The organism is Mesorhizobium sp. B1-1-8 (genome assembly GCF_006442795.2).
Classification (GTDB): domain Bacteria; phylum Pseudomonadota; class Alphaproteobacteria; order Rhizobiales; family Rhizobiaceae; genus Mesorhizobium.
Map to the genome: position 1 here is coordinate 5,379,076 of NZ_CP083956.1, position 20,259 is coordinate 5,399,334.

A 20,259-nucleotide genomic window follows, 5' to 3' on the forward strand; every position below is an offset into this window, starting at 1 on the left:
CCTGCAAAGAAAAAGGCGTCCAACGGGACGCCTTGAAATGGGATTTGCTGTCACAACGGGGGCTTGAGCGAATCTGAACCTCTAGGGGCGAGGAACGGGATTTCTCCCTCAAGTTATCCGCGACTATCGACGCCGTCCCTTAACAACTCCTTACCGGGAGGCGAAAAAATTTACGAATGTGTACCACTCGTGAAATCTAGGTAAATTCGACCGAGAGAATTGTTTAACCATGCCGCGGCAGTCACCCGGCAAGCTGCGGCAGGTTGCGGAACAGCTCGAGCGCCTCCGGGTTGGCAAGCGCCTCCTTGTTCTTGATGGCACGGCCATGGACGACGTCGCGCACGGCGAGCTCGGTGATCTTGCCCGACTTGGTGCGCGGAATGTCGGTGACGGCGACGATCTTGGCCGGCACGTGGCGGGGGCTGGCGCCCGAACGGATCTTGGCGCGGATGCGCTTTTCGAGATCCTCGTCGAGCGTGACGCCGGCGGCCAGACGCACGAACAGGACGACGCGCACGTCGTTGTCGAAATCCTGGCCGATGCACAGCGCCTCCAGGATCTCCGGCATCTGCTCGACCTGGTTGTAGATCTCGGCCGTGCCGATCCTGACCCCGCCAGGATTGAGCGTGGCGTCGGAGCGGCCATGGATGACCATGCCGCCATGCGCCGTCCACTCGGCAAAGTCGCCGTGGCACCAGACATTGTCGAAACGTTCGAAATAGGCCGCGTGGTACTTCTTGCCGTCCGGATCGTTCCAGAAGCCGACCGGCATCGATGGAAATGCCCTGGTGCAGACCAGTTCGCCTTTTTCCTGGCGGACCGGCGTGCCGTCATCGTCCCAGACATCGACCGCCAGGCCGAGGCCCGGTCCCTGGATCTCGCCGGTCCAGACCGGCTCGGTGGGCACGCCCAGCACGAAGCAGGAGACGATGTCGGTGCCGCCGGAGATCGAGGCCAGGTGCACGTCCTTCTTGATGCCGTCATAGACGAAACGGAAATCCTCCGGCGACAGCGGCGAGCCGGTGGACGAGATGGTGCGCACGCTTGCCAGGTCATGACTGCCGATCGGTTTCAGGCCTGCCTTGCGCACGGAATCGATGAACTTGGCCGAGGTGCCGAAATAGGTCATCTTCTCGGCGTCGGCGAAGTCGAACAGCGCGTTGCCGTCGGGATAGAAAGGCGAGCCGTCATAAAGCAGAAGCGTCGCTCCTGAAGCCAGGCCCGAGACCAGCCAGTTCCACATCATCCAGCCGCAGGTGGTGAAGTAGAAAAAGCGGTCGCCATCGAGCAGCCCGGCATGCAGCCGGTGTTCCTTGACATGCTGGATCAGCGTGCCGCCGGCCGAGTGCACGATGCATTTCGGGATGCCGGTCGTGCCCGAGGAAAACAGGATGTAGAGCGGGTGCGCGAACGGCAGCCTTTCGTAGCTCAGCGGCTTGGCGGCGAAGGGCGAGAGCGCTTCTTCGAGCGCCGCCGCCTTGTCGATGGTGGCGGCGACATCGGCAGACGTGCCGAGATAGTCGACGATCAGCACCTTGCGGACGGTGCCAAGCTTGGCCGCCACCGCGCTGACCTTGTCGGCGACCTCTATCGCCTTGCCATTGTACCAGTAGCCGTCCGGCGCGATGAAGACGACCGGCCCGATCTGGCCGAAGCGGTCGAGCACGCCCTGCTCGCCGAAATCGGGAGAGCAGGACGACCAGACGGCGCCGATCGACGCGGCGGCGAGCATGGCGGCAACGGCCTCGGGCATATTCGGCATCATGGCGGCGATGCGGTCGCCCGCCTTCACGCCCAGCGACAGGAAGAACTGCTGCAGGCGCGAGGTCAGCGCATGAAGCTCGTTCCAGGAGAGCCGGCGCTCGACCTTGTCCTCGCCGCGAAAGACGATTGCCAGGCTGCTCCCGGTCTTCTTCAGAAGGTTCTCGGCGAAGTTGAGCCTTGCGTCGGGAAAGAAGCCGGCACCCGGCATCCTGTCGCCGTCGACGAGAACCCGCCCGCCCTTGTCGCCGACGAGCCCGCAGAAGTCCCAGACCAGGTCCCAGAACCCTTCGCGATCGTCGATCGACCAGCGGTGAAGCCCGGCATAGCTCGAAAGGGGCCCGCCGGTCTTCGCTGCCGCAGCTTTCATGAAAGCGGTCAATGGCGCGGAGGCGACCTGGTCCGGCGTCGGGGTCCACAAGGGGGTGTCGGCGGCCATGATCGTTCCTCCCAGCACGTCGCGCTTGCGGCAGTTAAACGCAACGTAGCGCCTGTCGTTGTCCCAAAACCGGCGCGCAATTTCGGGCGGCGATCAGGGCGTATCGCTTATGCATAGCGCAACGCAGCAGGGCAAGATTTTGTTCGGACGCGCGATGCCGAAGCGGCGCATATGCCATCGCAGGGCCATAAAGACTTGAAAAGCGTCAGCGCTCGGTTACACCCGTCGGGCGAATTTGTCGGCAACGGAAGCATACGGGGCGAAATGCCATCATCTCTGATCCGCCGCGGGGTGTGGATGGCCGGCGTTGCCGTGCTGGTCATCGCGCTTGCGGTCGCCGCCCTGCCGCTGATTGCCTCGACCCGCATCGTGCGCGACCGCATCGCCTGGGAGTTGAGCGCCTGGAGCGGCTTCCGCGTCACCATCGACGGCTCGCCGCGCATCGAGGTGTGGCCGAAGTTCCGGGCGATCCTGAGCGATGTGACACTTTCGCAATGGACCGAGACGGATGCGCCGCCGGTGGTCGAAGCCGAGCGGGTCGAAGTCGACCTTTCCGCCATGGCCGCCTTGCAGGGCGACGTGGCGTTTTCGACCGCAAGGCTGGTGCGGCCGACAATCAGGGTCGAGCGCACCGCGAGCGGCTTCTATCTGCCGCCGCTTCCAACCGGTGGCCGTATCACGCGCTCGATCGACGCCGCCCGCGGCGTGGTCACCGCCAACCCGCAGAAGCCTGATCTCGGCAAATTGCCCTCGGACCCGTTCGGCACCGTCGAGTTCCGCGATGGCCGTGTTGTGACTTCGGCGGGCGGCAAGGACACCGAAATCCTGACCAGCCTGAGCGGCCAGGTGAACTGGGAGGCGATGAACAGCGATGCCTCCCTGACGGCAACCGGAATATGGCGCGGCGAGAGCGTCCAGCTGAATTTTTCCTCGTCGAAGCCGCTGGTGCTGTTTGCAGGAGGTGCCGCGCCGGTCACGCTCGCCTTCAAGGCAGCGCCCGCCACCTTCTCGTTCGACGGCGTCGCCGCGATGTCGGACAACGCCTATTTCGACGGCCAGGCGAAGTTCGCCGCGCCATCGCTGCGGCGGGTGCTGGAGTGGTCGCAGGCCGGCATTGCCCCAGGGGCCGCGATCGGCTCGGTTTCGTTTGCCAGCAAGGTGACGGCATCGGCGGGGCGAGCGAAGTTCGAGAACACCACCGTGGCGCTGGACAACAATCCAGGCATGGGCGCGCTGGACTTCTCGTTCGCCGAGGCGCGGCCGGTGATCGCCGGCACGCTTGCCTTCGATACGCTTGACCTGAGATCATTCCTGTCCGCCTTCACGCCGATCGCCCCCACTGGCGAAGCGGGTCCCGGCGCGATCGACACCAGTTTCGCCGACCGGATCAATCTCGACCTCAGGCTCTCGGCGGCGCACGCCACGGCCGGCCCGGTCCAGCTTGCCGACGTCGCCGCCACGGCGCAGGTCAAGAACGGCCTCGCCGTTTTCGACATATCCGATGCTTCTGCCTTCGGCGGCAACATCCAGAGCAGCCTGCGCTTCGACCGCAAGCCCGAGGGCACGCAGATCGAGATGCGGCTGCTGGCCTCGAACATCGACAGCGGCGCCTTCGCCACGACGGCGGGAATGACGCGGCTGGTGCCGGCCAGCACCGGAACCGTGTCGATCATTCTCAAAGGACCTGGCAGGGCCTGGGACTCCATCTTCGAGAATGCGGACGGATCGTTCTCGGCCACGTTCGGGCCGGGCTCGCTGAACGGGCTCAATTTGCCCGCCTTCCTCAAGCATAACGAACAGGGCGGCTTCTTCGCGCTAGACGATGTCGCCGACGGCTCGCTGCCGATCGACGGCGCCGAGATCAAGGCGAGCATCTCGAAGGGCGTGGCGCGGCTGGACAAGGCCGAGGTCAATTCGCAGAAGTACAAGATCTGGCTGTCCGGCATCGCCTCCTATACGGGGCGGGGGCTGGCGCTATCCGGCGGCATCGTCCCGACCGGACAACCGGCGCAGCAGCCCCAGGCCAACGGTCAGGCGGCCAATCCGGCTCCGCCGGGACCGACCCAGTCGCTGTTCTTCGTCGGCGGCAACTGGAGCACGCCGTTCATCTCACCGATCAGCCGCGGCGTTTCAGGCCAGTAGGGCTATTACCCGCGCTGCGCGGCCTGCTCGTCGCGCTGGCGCTGGACCTCGCGGCGCTTGTTGGCGATCGAGGCGATGATGACGCCTATCGCCACGACGGCGATCAGGAGGGTGCAGGCGGCGTTGATCTCGGGCGTCACGCCGAGGCGAACCTGGCTGTAGATCTTCATCGGCAGCGTCGTCGCACCGGGTCCTGAGGTGAAGCTGGCGATGACCAGATCGTCGAGCGAAAGCGTGAAGGCCAGCATCCAGCCCGAGACGATCGCCGGCAGGATGACCGGCAGCGTGATCTGGAAGAAGGTTTTCACCGGCGGCGCGCCAAGGTCCATGGCGGCCTCTTCGAGCGAGCGGTCGAAGGTGACCAGGCGCGACTGCACGACGACGGCGACGAAGCACATCGTCAAGGTGATGTGGGCGAGCGTAACGGTGAAGAAGCCGCGGTCGAGCCCGACGGCGACGAAGAGCAAAAGCAGCGAGAGGCCGGTGATCACTTCCGGCATCACCAGCGGCGCAAAGACCATGCCTGAAAACAGGATGCGGCCGCGGAAGCGCGTGTAGCGGGTCAAGGTGATGGCGGCCAGCGTGCCGAGCACCGTCGCCACAGTCGCCGAGATGACGCCGACGCGCGCCGTCACCCAGGTGGCGTCCATCAGTCCCTGATTGTGGACCAGCGACACATACCATCTGGTCGAGAAGCCGCCCCAGACGGTGACGAGCTTCGAATCGTTGAAGGAAAAGACGATCAAAAGGATGATCGGCAGATAGAGGAAGGCAAAGCCAAGCGCCACCGAGGTGACGTTGAAGCGGCTCCAGCTGGCATTCATTTGCCCTGCTCCTGAGCGCGCGCCTGGGCCTGCTGGTAGAACATCATTGGAATGGTGAGCACCAGCAGCAGGATAATGGCCACCGCGGACGCAACCGGCCAGTCGCGGTTGTTGAAGAACTCGTTCCACAACGTCTTGCCGATCATCAGCGTCTGCGAGCCGCCGAGCAGATCGGGGATGACGAACTCGCCGACGGCCGGAATGAACACCAGCAGGCAGCCGGCGATGACGCCTGGCAGCGACAGCGGGAAGGTGATCTTCCAGAAGGCGATGACCGGTCGGCAGCCGAGATCCTCAGCCGCCTCGATCAGCGAATTGTCCATCTTCTCCAACGACGAATAGAGCGGCAGCACCATGAAAGGCAGGTAGGAATAGACGATGCCGATGAAGATTGCGGTATAGGTGTTGAGGATCTGCAGTCGCTCGCCGATGAGGTGGAGCGACAAAAGCAGCTCGTTAAGCAGCCCTTCGGGCTTCAGGATGCCGATCCATGCATAGACGCGGATCAGAAACGAAGTCCAGAACGGCAGGATCACCAGCATCAAGAGGGTCGGACGGACCGTCGCCGGCGCACGCGCCATGCCGTAAGCGATCGGATAGCCGACAATCAGCGTAAGCAGGGTTGAGATCGCGGCGATGACGAGGCTGCTGACATAGGCCTTGATGTAGAGCGCATCCTGTGTGAGCGAGACGTAGTTATCGAAATTGAGTTCGCGGAGCCCCGCGAAGAATCCGGAAATGCCGTCGCTGAAATCGAGCACCGGCGTGTAGGGCGGCATCGAGATCGCAGGCAGCGACATCGAGATCTTGAAGACGATGATGAACGGGATGAGGAAAAAGAACAGCAGCCACAGATAGGGGATGATGATGACGAGGCGATTGATGAAGCCATTGGCCAGCCTCGCCGGCAATGCCGCGGTGGTTTCGGCGGACGGAGAGGCGGTGGAGGCGATGTCGCTCATGGCCCTCTCCTACCTGGTCAGCACGACGCCGGCGTCGGGCCGGAACGAGACCCAGGCGCGGTCGTTCCAGGTCAGCGGATCCTCGCTGATGCGCGCGGCGTTCAACGCGCTTGCCCGCACGATCTGCCCGTCGTGGAGCCTGATGAGGTAAACCGTCATGTCGCCGAGATAGGCGATATCGTAGACCTCGCCTTCCAGCGCGTTGACGGCATCAGCCGGCTTCTTCGAGGAAACCTTGAGCTTCTCAGGCCGGATCGCAAAAACGATGTCCGCGCCGGCAGCGGCCCCGTTGCCGCTGTCGACGACGATCTGGGCGCCGCTCGCCCCGGTGATGCGTGTCGTGTTGGCCGTGCGCTCGGCGACCTTGCCGTCGAACATGTTCACGTTGCCGACGAAATGCGCCACGAAGCGTGACGCCGGAGCCTCATAGATCTCCGCCGGCGTGGCGACCTGCATCACTTCGCCCTTGTCCATGATGGCGATACGGTCGGCCATGGTCATGGCTTCTTCCTGGTCGTGGGTGACGACGACGAAGGTGAGGCCGAGTTCCTGCTGCAGGTCCATCAGTTCGAACTGCGTCTCCTCGCGCAGCTTCTTGTCGAGCGCGCCGAGCGGCTCGTCCAGCAGGAGGACCTTCGGCCGCTTGGCGACCGAGCGGGCGAGCGCGACGCGCTGGCGCTGGCCGCCGGACAGCTGATGCGGCTTGCGCTTGGCAAACTGCTCCAGCTTGACCAGCTTCAGCATCTCGGCGACGCGCTTTTCGATATCGGGCCTGGGCATGCCTTCCTGCTTGAGGCCGAAGGCGATGTTGTTTTCGACCGTCATATGCGGAAACAGCGCATAGGACTGGAACATCATGTTGACCGGCCGGCGGTAGGGCGGGATGCCGCGCAAATCCTGGCCGTCGAGCAGGATGCGCCCGGCCGTCGGTTGCTCGAAGCCGGCCAGCATCCTGAGCAGGGTCGATTTTCCGCAGCCGGAGGCGCCGAGCAGCGCAAAGAACTCGCGCTCGAAGATGGTCAGCGACAGATTGTTGACGGCGGTAAAATCGCCGAAATTCTTGGTGACCTTGTCGAATTGAATGTAGGGCTTGGCATTGGGATCGCTCCATGGTGCGAAATCCCTGCGGATGCTGCCAAGCGATTTCATAGTTTACCCCTCTTGTTCTGTCGTAGCGTCAAAAGGAAAGCCCCGGCGAATCCGCCGGGGCTTTCGCCGTTATTTATTGTCCCGTGATCACCTTCGTCCAGGACCTGGTGACGAGGCGTTGCGTCTTGGGATCGTACGGGCCGACAGTGAACAGCTTGGCCAGCATCGCTTCATCCGGATAGACGCCCGGATCGTCGAGGACCTCCTTTTTGACGAATTGCTGCGAGGCCTTGTTGCCGTTGGCGTAGAAGACGTAATTGGTCGACTTGGCGATCACTTCCGGCCGCATCATGTAGTTCAGAAACTCGTGCGCCTCGGCGACATGCGGCGCGTCGGCCGGGATCGCCATCTCGTCGAACCACATCTCGGCGCCTTCCTTCGGAATGGCGTAAGCGATGTCGACGCCTTTCTTGGCCTCCGCGGCGCGGTCGCGGGCCTGGAAGAGGTCGCCCGAATAGCCGACAGCCACGCAGATGTCACCATTGGCGAGCGCGTTGATATATTCCGATGAATGGAATTTGCGGATCGAAGGCCGGATGCTGAGCATCAGGTCGGTGGCCTTGGCGATATCATCCGGAGAGGTCGAGTCCGGCCTGAGATGAAGATAGTTCAGCACGGTCGGAAAGATATCGGTGGGCGAATCGAGGAAGTACACACCGCACTTGGAAAGCTTAGCGATGTTTTCCGGCTTTAGAACCGCATCCCAGCTGTCGATCGTGTCGACACCCAGTGCTTCCTTGACCTTGGCGGTGTTGTAGCCGATGCCGGTCGTTCCCCACATATAGTTGACCGAGTATTGGTTGCCGGGATCGAACTTGGCGACGCGCTCCATCACCACGTTCCACATGTTGGAAAGATTCGGCAGCTTCGATTTGTCGAGCTTCTGGTAGACGCCGGCCTGGATCTGGCGAGCCAGGAAGGGACTTGCCGTCGGCACCACGACATCATAACCGCTGCCGCCGGCAAGCAGCTTGGTTTCGAGAATTTCGTTGGAATCGTAGGTGTCGTAGACGACCTTGATGCCGGTTTCCTTGGTGAAATCGTCGATGATCGAGCTGTCGATATAGTCCGACCAGTTGAAGACGTTGAGGACACGGTCTTCGGCATGACCGCCTACAGTGAAAAGTGTCAGAAATGCCGAGGTCGCCGAAAGGCAGAGCGCTTTGCGGATCATGCTGTTCTCCTTTGGTGAGTGTTCCATCGCCAATCCGTCGCGGCGTCCGCGCGGCTGGGCATTTGCTTAAGATTATTATTGAGCTTTCCAGGCAGCAACAAGCGCGAACGGCCTGCACCATGACGGTTCGATACGGGGCTGACGGAAGCTTTGGGCCGTTGCCGTGGCCGGGGTGTTGTGCTGGCGCCGTCAGCGGCGTTCGCGACGGCGTAAGCAGGGATGTGACGATGCTGTCCGGTCCCGATCGGGCCGGCGGAGAAATCTGGCAAGATACGCCTGCTTGTTGTTGCCGTGATCGCAGCCTGCCCGCCCGGCAACAGGGTTGTCAATGGGGGAAGCGCCGTCAATTGGGGGATGGCAGGCCGGTAATTCCTGGCCGCGCCGGACGCGTCTGGCGCTTGAACTCGAAGCCGATATGGACAAGCAGCGCCATGACGACCACCGCGCCGCCGATGATGGTGCGCACCGACGGTACCTCGGAATGGACCAGCCAGACCCAGATCGGGCCGAGGATCGGCTCGAACGTACCGAGAAGCGCGGCGACCGCTGCCGGGACGAGCCGCGCGCCCATGGCGAAAAAAGCAAGGCCCAGACCGAGATTGAGCACGCCGAAAGCGAAAAGAAAGCCCATCTCGCGCGTGGAAACCGCGAATTCGGAAGCCTGGGAGGCGGCGAACGCGCAGGCAAGCAGCGCCGCAAGGCAGTTGGCCGGCACCATGCGGACATGAGCGAAACGACGGGTAATCACGGTGGCGAACGAGAACATCACCGCGATCAGCAAGGCCAGCCCATCGCCGATGGGAGAGACCGCGCCGTCGAGGGATTCGGAAACCATGATGGCGACGCCGGTAATGACGGCGGCAATGGCGATCCAGGTGGCCGGGCCGACGCGTTCGCGAAACAGGACCCAGGCAAGCAAAGCCGCCAGAAGCGGCACGCCGGCCTGCATCAAAAGGATATTGGCGACCGTGGTGTAGGAAAGCGCCACCACGAAGCTGGTCGAGGCGGTGGCAAAGCACAAGGCGACGCCGAGGCCGGGCAGGCCCATTTCACGGACCAGTTTGAAGGTGCCGCGCCAGCCATCGCGCCAGGCCATGAAGGCGACGAGAAAGACGGCCGCCCAAAGCGAGCGCCAGAACACCACGGTCCAGCTGTCGCCGACGTGGATGAAGCGGGCAATGGTGCCGCCGAAGCTCCACATCAGCGCCGACAGGAAGACCAGCAGCATGCCGATCCGCTCCTCGCGCGGCGAGACTGCGGGCAAGGCGACGCGAGGCGAGGCGTTATCGGTCATGGACACGACTGTCAGCGCGTTTGCGGGCGGCACGATCTACCGGGAACGACAAGACTATGTCCCATTCGCGTAGCGCAAAGACGCGGGCCACGCGTGATCCAGCATCCGCTGAAATGTGGGACAAAGCCAACGGCGCCCCCTGCTGAGCCGTTTCAGGCTTGGGCAGCGTGCATCATCCCTGGAAATCGAAAGCGCTGAGGCCGGTGACCATCTCGTCGAGGCCGAGCGGGCGCGTCACCGGCGGCTCGGCGCGCGCCAGACAGCCGACGCGCTCGCAGAGCCGGCACGCCGGGCCGACCGGCGTGGCGAAGGTCGGGCCCGGCGCGGTCTTGCCGGCGACGGCTGCCGGCAGCGCCGCGCCATAAATGATCTCGTCGCGGAAGCCGATGTCGCAGCCGAGCAACAGGGCGGTGCGCCGCGGCCGCTCGGAGAAGGCGCCCTGCGGTCCGTCCAGCGTGCGGGCAATGCAGAGAAATTCGGCTCCGTCCGGCATCTCGACCGCCTCGACGAGAATCCGGCCCGGCTGGGAAAAGGCCGCATGCACGGGAAGCTTCGGGCAGCCGCCGCCGAAGCGGCTCTGCGGATAGCCCTGGCTGCCGGCCTTGCGGAAGCGGTTGCCGGCATTGTCGACCTCCAGCATAAAGAACGGCACGCCCGACGCGCCCGGCCGCTGCAGCATGGTCAGGCGGTTTGCCGCCTGTTCGAAGGAGACGCCGAAGCGCGAGCGCAAAACGTCAATGTCGTAGCGGGCACGGACGGCTGCGGCATGGAAAGCCTGATAGGGCATCATCAGCGCGTGGGCGGCATAGCGGCCGAGCTCGAAGCGGGCGAGCCGGCGGGCCTCGTCGGTGCCGAGCTTCAGCGCCTCGATCTCGCCGGCAACGGCGACGGTCATGCGGATGAGGCAAGCCTCCATCGCGACCTCGTGCAATTGATCGAAAGGCGACAGCCGCTCCGACAGGAACAGGCGTTGCGAATGGCGGTCATAGCGGCGGCGCCAGTTCGGCATGGTGGCGACCGGCAGCACCTTGACGACGATGCCGTATTCACGCTTCAGCCAGGCCTTCAAGGCGCCGAACAGATCGTCGCCGGGGTCGAGCACCGAGATGAAGGCTTCGGCCTCTTCCTCAAGTGCCGCGAAATGGTTCGGCCGGCGTTCGAGAACTTCGTGCACCTCATCGACGGGCAGGCGCGTGCCGGACAAGGCGGTTGCCCTGCCCTCCCGCGCCAGAAGCTCGTTGAGGTCCGACAGCCGTTCGGCCTGCTCGCGATAGGCGCGGAACAGTTTTATCATCGCCGCCGAGGCATTGGGGGCCGCCTCGGCGAGGTCGATCAGTTCCTGGTCGCCCGGCAGTTCGCCGCTCAGCAGCGGATCGCCGAACACCTCCTTCAGCGCCGCGATCGAGCCTTTCGTCTCGCCTTGCAATTCGTGCGGATCGACCTTGTAGACGGAGGCAAGCCTGAGGATCAGCTGCACCGTCAGCGGCCGCTGGTTGCGCTCGATGAGGTTGAGATAGGAGGGCGAGATGCCCAGCCCCTCGGCCATCGCCGTCTGGGTCAGGCCCTTGGCGTTGCGCAGGCGGCGGATCCGCGGCCCGGCGAAGATCTTCTGGTCGGCCAACCGGCTGTCCTTGACAAGAATTTACACAGCTGTCGTGCGAGGTTCCGTCGATACGGCGTTTACAGTTGTGACAACTTTACAGTCATGACCTGTCAAATTCAATACATATTTTCCCTTATTTCTCCAGCAGTCTGGCGATTCTGCTCGCTCCTTTCGCACTGCAATGTCAATGATGTCACACATCATCGGGGACGAACCCGACTCCAAAGGGGCGTCGCTTGAAGCAGCAGCAAAATGATCTGGAGTGATTTATGACCGATTTTTACAACCTCGTCCCGTCCGCGCCGGAAGGCCGCTTCGACGGAATAGAGCGTCCCTATTCGCCGGAGGACGTAAAGCGGCTGCGCGGCTCGGTCCAGATACGGCAAACGCTGGCTGAAATGGGCGCCAACCGGCTGTGGAAGCTCATCCATGAGGAGAACTTCGTCAACGCGCTCGGCGCCATGTCCGGCAATCAGGCCATGCAGCAGGTGCGGGCCGGGCTGAAGGCGATCTATCTGTCGGGCTGGCAGGTCGCGGCCGATGCCAACACCGCGTCCGCCATGTATCCGGACCAATCGCTCTATCCGGCCAATGCGGCGCCAGAGCTGGTCAAGCGCATCAACCGAACCCTGCAACGCGCCGACCAGATCGAGACATCGGAGGGCAAGGGGCTTTCGGTCGAGACCTGGTTCGCGCCGATCGTCGCCGACGCCGAAGCCGGCTTTGGTGGACCGCTCAATGCCTTCGAAATCATGAAGGCCTTCATCGAGGCGGGGGCAGCGGGCGTCCACTACGAGGACCAACTGGCTTCGGAAAAGAAGTGCGGCCATCTTGGCGGCAAGGTGCTGATCCCGACGGCGGCGCATATCCGCAACCTCAACGCGGCGCGGCTTGCGGCCGACGTGATGGGCACGCCGACGCTGGTGGTGGCGCGCACCGACGCGGAGGCGGCCAAGCTGTTGACGTCCGATATCGACGAGCGCGACCAGCCTTTCGTCGATTACGATGCCGGCCGCACGGTGGAAGGCTTCTATCAGGTGCGGAACGGCATCGAGCCGTGCGTCGCGCGCGCCGTCGCCTACGCGCCGCATGCGGACTTGATCTGGTGCGAAACCTCAAAGCCGGATCTCGCGCAGGCAAGGAAGTTCGCCGAGGGCGTGCGCAAGCATCATCCGGGCAAGCTGCTCGCCTATAATTGCTCGCCGTCATTCAACTGGAAAAAGAACCTCGACGACGCGACCATCGCGAAGTTCCAGAAAGAGCTCGGCGCCATGGGCTACAAGTTCCAGTTCATCACGCTGGCCGGCTTCCACCAGCTCAATTTCGGCATGTTCGAGCTGGCCCGCGGCTACAAGGACCGGCAGATGGCGGCCTATTCGGAGTTGCAGGAGGCCGAGTTCGCTGCGGAGGCGAACGGCTATACCGCAACCAAGCATCAGCGCGAGGTCGGCACCGGCTATTTCGACGCCGTGTCGATGGCGATCACCGGAGGCCGGTCTTCGACCACCGCCATGCATGAGTCGACCGAGCACGCGCAGTTCAGGCCAGCGGCGGAGTAACGGGATAACCACCAGAGGGAACGCCCGACAGGGCAACAAAACAAGGAGAAGAGCAATGGCATCGATAAGCCGCGTCAAGGAGCGCGCCGAAGAACAGTCGAGCGCGATGAGCGTCGATCAGCAGGCGACCATCCGCATGCTCGCCAACGACCTGCACAGGCTGAACCAGTCGGTCATGAAGGCGGTCGAGGCGGGTGTGTCGGTGGAGCTCGTGCGCTCGGCCAGGCACCATGGCGGCGACGGCAATTGGGGCGACCTGCTGATTCCGGTGATCGTTACCCAGCAGAGCCATAGTTGACGTAACGTCAACAATCTTACGCGAGTGTCTCCCGCGCGCTATACGTTCGGGAGACTGTCGCTTTTTTTCGAATTCCTTTCGGCGCGACAGGCAGGACTTGCGCTGAATTCTGGGATTTCTTGCCATATTCTCGACTTCAACTCTTTCAGCTTGACACCGGCTGCGATCTCACGCCAATTGTGCCTGGTTTCAACCCTGCATTGAACCTGAGCGCTGACTGCCCATGTGTCCTGCCAATCGTGATGACGCTCCTGAAAAACACCTGAAGCCGGTGGACCGCAGCGGCGGGTTGCTGACCGATCTCTCAAGGGTGCTAGTCGTCGGCAAATCGTCGATTAACCGGGTCGTGGTCTCGAAGATCGTCGAGAAATCCGGACTGAAGTCGATTTCGGAGCCGCCCGAGACCGCCGCGAAAGCGCTGAACAGCCTCGTCCCCGGGACGATCATTCTTGACGGCGGGCCCGACAACAAGGATTGCGACAGGCTGATGCCGGACATCGACGCCTTGCGGCGCGCTTCCGGCAAGGTGCTGCCCTCGGTGATCCTGCTTTCAACCAGGAATGGCACCCCCCAGAGCCTCGGCCTGTCGAGCATGGTCGACGCGGTGGTCGCCAAACCGATCACGCCCGAAAGGCTGCAGCCGGTAATCGATCGGCTGGTCGGCCGGCGCTAAAGCATCTCTGCAGAGGTCAACAGCGTCAGCCAGCGGCCACGATGCTTTCGACCAGCGCCGGCAGCTCGCCAAGATCCGCAATCTGGCGGAAGCACGGCGCTGCTACCGGCGCTTCGGCATGCTCGGCCGCCCAGGTCAATTCGTGCGGCACATAGATGCCCCAGCCACCGGCCTCGATGGCCGGAACCACGTCAGACCTAAGCGAGTTGCCGACCATCATGCTCTTTTGCGGCCCGTCGCCATGGCGGCTGAAGATGCGGGCATAGGTGGCCGCGTTCTTGTCGCTGACGATCTCGACGGCATCGAAAAGCTCGCCCATTCCCGACTGCGCCAGCTTGCGTTCCTGATCGAGAAGGTCGCCCTTGGTGATCAGCACCACACGATAGGAGCCCGCCAGCTTTTCAACAGTCTCGCGCGCGTGCGGCAGCGGCTCGATCGGATGGCTGAGCATATCGCGGCCGGCGGCCAGGATCTCGGCGATGGTCGAGGCTGCAACACGGCCCTCGGTGACCTCGATCGCCGTCTCTATCATCGACAGCGTGAAGCTCTTTATGCCGAAGCCATAGATGCCCAGATTGCGCTTTGCGGCTTCAAGCAGGTTTGCCGAAACCTGGCTTGCCTCGCGATGCTCGGCAAGCATCGAGACAAAGCGCTGTTCGGTCGTGCGGTAGAACTGCTCGTTCTGCCACAGCGTGTCGTCGGCGTCGAAGCCGATCGTGGTAAGAGCGGGCATAGCAGACACTGCCTCTTAGCGAATAGGGCTGATGTAGACGTTGTCGCGCTAGGCCGCCAGCCAGAAAGACGGGCGTGGACATTGACCTCGGCCGGCGGCGCGCGCTGTCGCGGACTGACCCACCTCCCCTTCCCTTCCCCCACGGCTGCCGGCTATACTTCACAATCCGCAACACAATCTGGTGAATGATGCCGCCTGAAAAAAGGGAAGTCCGTCCGTCAAACCGGGGGGGACGCGTCCGCACGCCTGCCTTCTTGAAAAACCAACGCGGTGTGAAGAACTGGAAGGAAGCCAGCGCCTGGCTGGAATGGCGCGGCATCGAAGATATCGAGTGCATCACGCCGGACCAGGCGGGCGTGGCCCGCGGCAAGATGATGCCGTCGAAGAAATTCACCTCCAACACCTCTCTAGCGCTGCCCTCGGCCGTGTTCATGACGACGATCTCCGGCGGCTATCCCGAGGACGGCAACGGCTTCCATTATCCGGAAGATGACGGCGACCTGAAGCTGTTGCCCGACCTTTCGACGCTGACCGTCGTGCCCTGGGAAGAGGACCCGACGGCGGCGGTGATTTGCGACCTCGTCCACCAGGATGGCCGCTCGGTCGAATTCACGCCGCGCAACGTGCTGAGGCGCGTGCTTGCCGCCTATGACGATCGCGGCCTGCGGCCCGTGGTGGCGCCCGAGATCGAATTCTACCTGGTGCGCAAGAACCCCGATCCGGACTATCCGCTGACGCCGCCGGTCGGGCGCTCGGGACGGCCGATCGGCGGCGGCGCCGGCTATTCGATCGCCGGCGTCAACGAATTCGACGAGCTGATCGACGACATCTATCATTTCTCCGAGCGGCAGGGCCTGGAGATCGACACGCTGATCCATGAGGAAGGCGCCGGCCAGCTCGAGATCAACCTGCGCCACGGCAACGCGATCGAGCTCGCCGACCAGGTGTTCATGTTCAAGCGCACCATCCGCGAAGCCGCGCTGAAGCATGAGATCTACGCCACCTTCATGGCCAAGCCGATCCAGGGACAGCCAGGCTCGGCCATGCACATTCACCAGTCGATCATCGACAAGAAGACCGGCCGGAACATCTTTTCGGCCGAGGACGGCTCGGAGACCGACGCATTCTTCCATTTCATCGGCGGCATGCAGAAACATGTGCCGAACGCGCTGGTGATGTTTGCGCCCTATGTCAATTCCTATCGCCGGCTGACGCAGCAGGCCTCGGCGCCGGTCAACAACAAATGGGGCTACGACAACCGTACCACGGCATTTCGGGTGCCGCGATCCGATCCGGCAGCGCGGCGCGTCGAAAACCGTATCCCGTCCTCCGACGCCAATCCCTATCTGGCGCTGGCCGCGTCACTCGCTTGCGGACTGATCGGCATGACCAGCAAGATCAAGGCCGAGCCGCCGGTGCTGACCACGGCCAACGCCGACGAGATAGACCTGCCGCGCAGCCTGCTCGAAGCCGTCGATCTGTTCGAGGCCGACAAGGAGCTCGGCGCCATCCTCGGAAAATCCTTCGCCGCCACCTTCGCGGCGATCAAGCGGGCGGAGTTCGAGACCTTCATGGAAGTGATCAGCCCGTGGGAGCGGGAGTATTTGTTGCTGAATGTGTGAATGAGTGAATGGTGAATAGTGAATAGTGAGTAGTGAGTAGTTAGTAGTGAGTAGTGAGTAGCGTGGCACTACCGAGGCGCATGACGCCATTCCCCGTCCTATTCACTACTCACTAGTCACTATTCACTATTCACTACTCACTTCTTCAGCAAAGAACCTCCGAGCCCAATCGCATCATGCCCTACCAATCCCCCATCTCCCCCGGCCGTTCCTGGTATGAGGATACGGCCGGACCTCGTCCTGAATATCCGGCACTCGACGGCGACCGGAGTTGCGACGTCGTCGTTATCGGCGGCGGTTTCACCGGTCTTTCAGCCGCAGCGCATCTCGCCAAGGCCGGCACGAATGTCGTGCTTATCGATGCTTATCGCTTCGGCGATGGCGCTTCGGGGCGCAATGGCGGGCAGCTCGGGACCGGACAGCGCGCCTGGGCCGAGGAGATGGAGGCAGAATACGGCTTTTCCCGTGCCAGGGCGCTATTCGATCTGGCGGAGGAAGCCAAGGCACATCTCCTCGAATTCGCCGCCGTCAACAGCATCGATATCGACTATATGCCGGGCCAGCTGTCGGTGGCGCATAAGAGGCGTTATGTCGACGACTACAAGCGCCATGCCGAGATCATGGCCGAGCGTTTTTCCTATCCGCACATATCTTTCATGGATGCGGCGGAAACGGCGGAGCGGCTGGGCTCGACGACCTATTTCGGCGGCACCCGCGACACCGGCACCGGACATATCCACCCGCTGAAGCTGGTGATCGGCACGGCCAAAGTGGCGGCCGCGGCCGGCGCGCACCTGTTCGAGCAGACGCCGTCGACAGGCGTCACTTCCGCCGCTGGCAAGGTGAGGGTGACGACGCCGAAAGGCACGATCTCGGCGGAAAAATGCCTGATCGCGGTCAACGCCTATGGCGGCAATCTTGAGCCGGTAAGTGCGGCGCATATCATGCCGATCGGCTCCTTCATCGGCGCAACCGTGCCGCTCGGCGCCGGCTCCAAGGTGCTGCCGGGCGGTGAAGCGGTGGACGATTCCCGCTTCGTGGTGCGCTATTTCCGCAAGTCGAAGGACGGGCGCTTGCTGTTCGGCGGCCGCGAGATCTACGCCGTCAATGACCCGAAGGACATCCATATCCACATCCGCCGGCAGATCGCCGAGCTCTATCCGGCGCTGAAGGATGTCGAGATCACGCATGGCTGGGGCGGCTATGTCGGCATCACGGTGCCCAGAAAACCGTTCGTGCGCGAGGTGATGCCGAACGTCATCTCGGCCGGCGGCTATTCCGGCCATGGCGTCATGCTGTCGAACTTCTTCGGCAAGCTCTATGCCGAGACGGTCGCCGGCAACCGCGACCGGCTGAGACTGATCGAGGATCTGAAGATCCCGGCCTTCCCGGGTGGCCGCCGTTTTCGGGCGCCGCTGCTGTTTCTGGCGCTCAACTGGTTCGCGCTGCGCGACAGGATCTGAAGCCCGGCGTTTCGCCGGATGCCGTTGATTCCACGGACGCTTCCCCAACGGCAGGTTGCGGAAACATTAACAAACGGGCAGAATTTTCGCACTGATGCCATAATCGGCGGCAAAAGATACAAGCTCTGGGCGATAAAACGGGGATTTGAGCGGGCCTGCCCGCTGTGATTTCGGGACCGATGCGGATCGAAAGCCGGCTTCCGGCAACGATCGAAAGAACGCCGGCCCGCTTGTTGGAGGTGGTTTAAGTGAACGAGCCCTTCAGTTTCGGCGCGCCGGAACGGCGGCGCTTTGCAATGCAGTTCGGCTATGATGTGCGCCCGTCCTTCTGGCAGAGCGTGCAGTCGAACTCGCATCTGGTGATTGCGGCGATCGGCACCGCAGCGCTGCTTGGCGTGGCGGCGGTGGCGCTTTGGCTGGCCCTGCCGGCCAAGGACCGGCAAGCCGTTGCAAGCACGGCCCAGTCTGTCCCGGCAATTCCGGTCAAGACCACGAAGATCGCTCCGGCCGCGGCGAGTGCCGCGGTTTCGGTGGCGGCCGCGCCTCAGGCTGCGCGCAAGGCCGATGCGGTTTCGCCGGCGACCGCGGCCCGCGAAGCCGCGATCCCGGCACTGGCAGCCAACGATCCGCGCTGGACCGCTCCGGGTGCCGACAGTGCGCCCGCTCCGGCCAAGGCTGGCGCTCAGCCGTCCGACAAGGCGGCAAACCAACCGACCGAGCAGACCGCGAAATCGGCCGCCGCGGCCTTTGCCGAGGCGGCTGCCGGAAACGACGCCTCGACGGCCCTGTCTGAGGTCGCGGCGACCGCACCGACGGACGGCCAACCGGCCGAGAAGAAACCGGACAACAGGATGGATGGCGCCCAGACGGCTGCCATCCCTGAGGCAGAGCCGCAGGTCCCGGCGGCCCAGCCGGCGGCGGCCGAAAGCAATGCCAAGCCGAACGCTCAAAAAGCAAGCGCAGCCAGCAACGGTCGCATTCTGAGGCCCGTCACCATGCGCGCCGGTCCGAAGAAGGGTGCCGCCGCCATCGTCACGGTGCCCGCTAAGGCGTCGGTGCAGGTGATGAGTTGCAACAAATGGTGCGAGGTCGTCTATAACGGCAAACGCGGCTGGGTCTACAAGAGCTACGTCAAGACCGGCGCCTGAGATCTATCGCGCCGATCGGGCCCAGCCGAGCCACGCCCAGCATTGTGATCAACCGCCAGCCAGCCATCCAAACCGGCGCCTTCTGCGGTCGAGCTTGCGCTTCCTGACGAAGTCCCCATGCTCTTCGAAGGGCACTTCATAGAGCCCGCAGGTCTGACAACCTTCCTTCTTGCCGCAAGTCGTGCTCCAGCATTTGACGTCATGGGTCCAAGCGAGCGCGATACGCTCCAGGTGCAGATTGGAAGAGCTCTTGATCAGGATCAGTTCACCCGGCACCGCGGTTTGCTTGATGTAATCCGAAACCTGTTGCGGCGTGCGTAATTCGACGAACCGCCCAGCGTCGCGATCGGCCTGGCTGGCCTTCGAGCGATGTGCATGATCGCCGACATAGATCACCTGGTCCGCAATCTCGCGCGCGCTTTTGTAAGCGTGGGCATACCTTATGTTCGAGCCGGCAAAGTCCGACAACTGGCCAAGGATGATCCGCTTCTTGTCGACGGTCGATTTCGCCACCATGTCGAAAGCGAGGGCCAAGGAATGCAAGGGCGCCTTGGCGGAATCCACGATAAAGCGCGGGCCGCCGTCGGCCACGAAAATATGGCAGCGGTTCGCCAGCGGCTGGAATGTCGCTATCCTCTCCTCCACAGTCCGGGGCGGCACTCCAAGTTCAAGTGCGGTGGCGGCTGCCGCGGCTATCGGCAACCAGAAGTGCTCGCCCGGAAACGATGCTCGAATTTCCAGCGCGCCGCCGCGCCAGTGGAGTGAAAATCGTAGCGGCTGCGGATAGGAGGCGTGTATGTCACTGACACGATAGTCCGCGGTTTGCGCCTGACCAAAGTTACGGCCCGACACGCCAGGCCGGATGCCATGCCGAGCACGTGCGGATCGTCGGCATTGAGGACCGCAAGTCCGCCGGGCTGCAGCGCATCAACCAGCGCACGCTTCTCCTTCGCCACGGCCTCCAGGGTCCTGAAGCTGGCGAGGTGTTCCAGCCGGACCATCGTCACCACCGCCACATGCGGTTTCAGCAGCTGCGCCATCGGCCTGATGGAGCCGGCTGCAAAGGCGCCTGCCTCGAAGACGACGTAGTCGACAGGGCCGGCGCGCTTCAACCGCTTGTAGAGGGTGCGGATCAGCGCCTTGATCGTGTTGGCCAGTACTTGCGTATGAACGCTGCCGTGACCAGCCAGGATGTGTCCCAGCAGGCTCGCCGATGTCGACTTGCCGGAGCTGCCGGTGATGCCGATGAAAGTCGCCTTGCTTCGCGCCCGCACGCGCTTTGCCTGATAGACCTTCAGGCGCCACGCCAGATCTTCGCCAATCTTCCGCAGTCTGGCGCTCATCGCTCCGCCAATCCCGACCCCGTTTTTCTTATGCCTCCCGGCGGATCGCGAAGTCAAACCGGTTCCAGCGAC

Annotated in this window: 16 protein-coding genes; 7 read left to right on the forward strand and 9 right to left on the reverse strand. The window is 63.2% G+C overall.

All coding sequences use genetic code 11. The annotated features are described in order from the left end of the window. Positions 1-241: 241 nt before the first annotated feature. A complete protein-coding gene (locus FJ974_RS26255; RefSeq protein WP_140536865.1) occupies positions 242-2,200 on the reverse strand; it encodes an acetoacetate--CoA ligase in 1,959 nt (652 codons plus the stop codon). 264 nt (positions 2,201-2,464) lie between these two features. Here FJ974_RS26255 and FJ974_RS26260 point away from each other — a divergent pair, with 264 nt between their 5' ends. Continuing rightward, positions 2,465-4,342, forward strand: a complete 1,878-nt coding sequence (locus FJ974_RS26260; RefSeq protein WP_140536862.1) for an AsmA-like C-terminal region-containing protein — start codon at positions 2,465-2,467, stop codon at positions 4,340-4,342. Between the two features lie 5 nt (positions 4,343-4,347). Here the strand turns inward: FJ974_RS26260 and FJ974_RS26265 are convergent, their stop codons facing one another. The 6 genes from FJ974_RS26265 to FJ974_RS26290 all read right to left on the reverse strand — a co-directional run bounded on the left by FJ974_RS26265 (position 4,348) and on the right by FJ974_RS26290 (position 11,366). Beyond that, the gene (locus FJ974_RS26265) at positions 4,348-5,166 is read right to left on the reverse strand and encodes an ABC transporter permease (RefSeq protein ID WP_140536859.1); all 819 of its coding nucleotides are present in this window, start codon (positions 5,164-5,166) and stop codon (positions 4,348-4,350) included. After that, on the reverse strand, positions 5,163-6,128 hold the full coding sequence (locus FJ974_RS26270; RefSeq protein ID WP_140536856.1) for an ABC transporter permease subunit: 966 nt from the start codon (positions 6,126-6,128) through the stop codon (positions 5,163-5,165). The genes FJ974_RS26265 and FJ974_RS26270 overlap by 4 nt, the downstream gene beginning before the upstream one ends. A gap of 9 nt (positions 6,129-6,137) precedes the next feature. Continuing rightward, positions 6,138-7,277: an ABC transporter ATP-binding protein gene (locus tag FJ974_RS26275; protein ID WP_140536852.1), complete on the reverse strand. Its 1,140-nt coding sequence runs from the start codon at positions 7,275-7,277 to the stop codon at positions 6,138-6,140. Positions 7,278-7,350: 73 nt separating this feature from the next. Then, positions 7,351-8,451: a polyamine ABC transporter substrate-binding protein gene (locus tag FJ974_RS26280; protein ID WP_140536849.1), complete on the reverse strand. Its 1,101-nt coding sequence runs from the start codon at positions 8,449-8,451 to the stop codon at positions 7,351-7,353. 343 nt (positions 8,452-8,794) lie between these two features. Next, on the reverse strand, positions 8,795-9,745 hold the full coding sequence (locus FJ974_RS26285) for a DMT family transporter (protein WP_140536846.1): 951 nt from the start codon (positions 9,743-9,745) through the stop codon (positions 8,795-8,797). A 172-nt stretch (positions 9,746-9,917) separates the two neighbouring features. Continuing rightward, positions 9,918-11,366, reverse strand: coding sequence for a helix-turn-helix domain-containing protein (locus tag FJ974_RS26290; protein ID WP_140536843.1), 1,449 nt, complete (start codon positions 11,364-11,366; stop codon positions 9,918-9,920). Between the two features lie 251 nt (positions 11,367-11,617). On the opposite strand from FJ974_RS26290, the gene aceA reads away from it, so the two are divergent. The 3 genes from aceA (at position 11,618) to FJ974_RS26305 (ending at position 13,878) form a co-directional block, all read left to right on the forward strand. Continuing rightward, positions 11,618-12,907: an isocitrate lyase gene (aceA, locus tag FJ974_RS26295; RefSeq protein WP_140536840.1), complete on the forward strand. Its 1,290-nt coding sequence runs from the start codon at positions 11,618-11,620 to the stop codon at positions 12,905-12,907. Positions 12,908-12,962: 55 nt separating this feature from the next. After that, positions 12,963-13,205 (forward strand): hypothetical protein, encoded by a 243-nt coding sequence (locus FJ974_RS26300; protein ID WP_127287374.1) that lies wholly within the window; start codon positions 12,963-12,965, stop codon positions 13,203-13,205. A gap of 223 nt (positions 13,206-13,428) precedes the next feature. Next, positions 13,429-13,878 carry a response regulator gene (locus FJ974_RS26305; RefSeq protein WP_413468328.1) on the forward strand — a complete coding sequence of 150 codons (450 nt, stop codon included), beginning with the start codon at positions 13,429-13,431 and terminating at the stop codon, positions 13,876-13,878. 25 nt (positions 13,879-13,903) lie between these two features. On the opposite strand, the gene FJ974_RS26310 is transcribed toward FJ974_RS26305, so the two are convergent. Further along, a complete protein-coding gene (locus tag FJ974_RS26310; protein ID WP_140536837.1) occupies positions 13,904-14,611 on the reverse strand; it encodes an HAD family hydrolase in 708 nt (235 codons plus the stop codon). 185 nt (positions 14,612-14,796) lie between these two features. On the opposite strand from FJ974_RS26310, the gene FJ974_RS26315 reads away from it, so the two are divergent. The 3 genes from FJ974_RS26315 to FJ974_RS26325 all read left to right on the forward strand — a co-directional run bounded on the left by FJ974_RS26315 (position 14,797) and on the right by FJ974_RS26325 (position 18,844). Next, the gene (locus FJ974_RS26315) at positions 14,797-16,233 is read left to right on the forward strand and encodes a glutamine synthetase family protein (protein ID WP_181177239.1); all 1,437 of its coding nucleotides are present in this window, start codon (positions 14,797-14,799) and stop codon (positions 16,231-16,233) included. 176 nt (positions 16,234-16,409) lie between these two features. Beyond that, entirely contained in the window at positions 16,410-17,696 is a 1,287-nt protein-coding gene (locus tag FJ974_RS26320) for an NAD(P)/FAD-dependent oxidoreductase (protein ID WP_140536835.1), read from the forward strand. A 248-nt stretch (positions 17,697-17,944) separates the two neighbouring features. Then, positions 17,945-18,844: an SH3 domain-containing protein gene (locus FJ974_RS26325; RefSeq protein ID WP_181177238.1), complete on the forward strand. Its 900-nt coding sequence runs from the start codon at positions 17,945-17,947 to the stop codon at positions 18,842-18,844. Between the two features lie 692 nt (positions 18,845-19,536). Here FJ974_RS26325 and FJ974_RS26330 read toward each other — a convergent pair. Beyond that, complete coding sequence (locus FJ974_RS26330) at positions 19,537-20,187, reverse strand: Mur ligase family protein (protein WP_226891407.1); 651 nt, start codon at positions 20,185-20,187, stop codon at positions 19,537-19,539. Positions 20,188-20,259: the final 72 nt, after the last annotated feature.

Bases quoted from the DNA above. Each gene is read 5' to 3' on its own strand.
- FJ974_RS26255 (WP_140536865.1), bottom strand. From the start codon at position 2,200: ATGGCCGCCGACACCCCCTTGTGGACCCCGACGCCGGACCAGGTCGCC.
- FJ974_RS26260 (WP_140536862.1), top strand. From the start codon at position 2,465: ATGCCATCATCTCTGATCCGCCGCGGGGTGTGGATGGCCGGCGTTGCC.
- FJ974_RS26265 (WP_140536859.1), bottom strand. From the start codon at position 5,166: ATGAATGCCAGCTGGAGCCGCTTCAACGTCACCTCGGTGGCGCTTGGC.
- FJ974_RS26270 (WP_140536856.1), bottom strand. From the start codon at position 6,128: ATGAGCGACATCGCCTCCACCGCCTCTCCGTCCGCCGAAACCACCGCG.
- FJ974_RS26275 (WP_140536852.1), bottom strand. From the start codon at position 7,277: ATGAAATCGCTTGGCAGCATCCGCAGGGATTTCGCACCATGGAGCGAT.
- FJ974_RS26280 (WP_140536849.1), bottom strand. From the start codon at position 8,451: ATGATCCGCAAAGCGCTCTGCCTTTCGGCGACCTCGGCATTTCTGACA.
- FJ974_RS26285 (WP_140536846.1), bottom strand. From the start codon at position 9,745: ATGACCGATAACGCCTCGCCTCGCGTCGCCTTGCCCGCAGTCTCGCCG.
- aceA (WP_140536840.1), top strand. From the start codon at position 11,618: ATGACCGATTTTTACAACCTCGTCCCGTCCGCGCCGGAAGGCCGCTTC.
- FJ974_RS26300 (WP_127287374.1), top strand. From the start codon at position 12,963: ATGGCATCGATAAGCCGCGTCAAGGAGCGCGCCGAAGAACAGTCGAGC.
- FJ974_RS26305 (WP_413468328.1), top strand. From the start codon at position 13,429: ATGTGTCCTGCCAATCGTGATGACGCTCCTGAAAAACACCTGAAGCCG.
- FJ974_RS26310 (WP_140536837.1), bottom strand. From the start codon at position 14,611: ATGCCCGCTCTTACCACGATCGGCTTCGACGCCGACGACACGCTGTGG.
- FJ974_RS26315 (WP_181177239.1), top strand. From the start codon at position 14,797: ATGATGCCGCCTGAAAAAAGGGAAGTCCGTCCGTCAAACCGGGGGGGA.
- FJ974_RS26320 (WP_140536835.1), top strand. From the start codon at position 16,410: ATGCCCTACCAATCCCCCATCTCCCCCGGCCGTTCCTGGTATGAGGAT.
- FJ974_RS26330 (WP_226891407.1), bottom strand. From the start codon at position 20,187: ATGAGCGCCAGACTGCGGAAGATTGGCGAAGATCTGGCGTGGCGCCTG.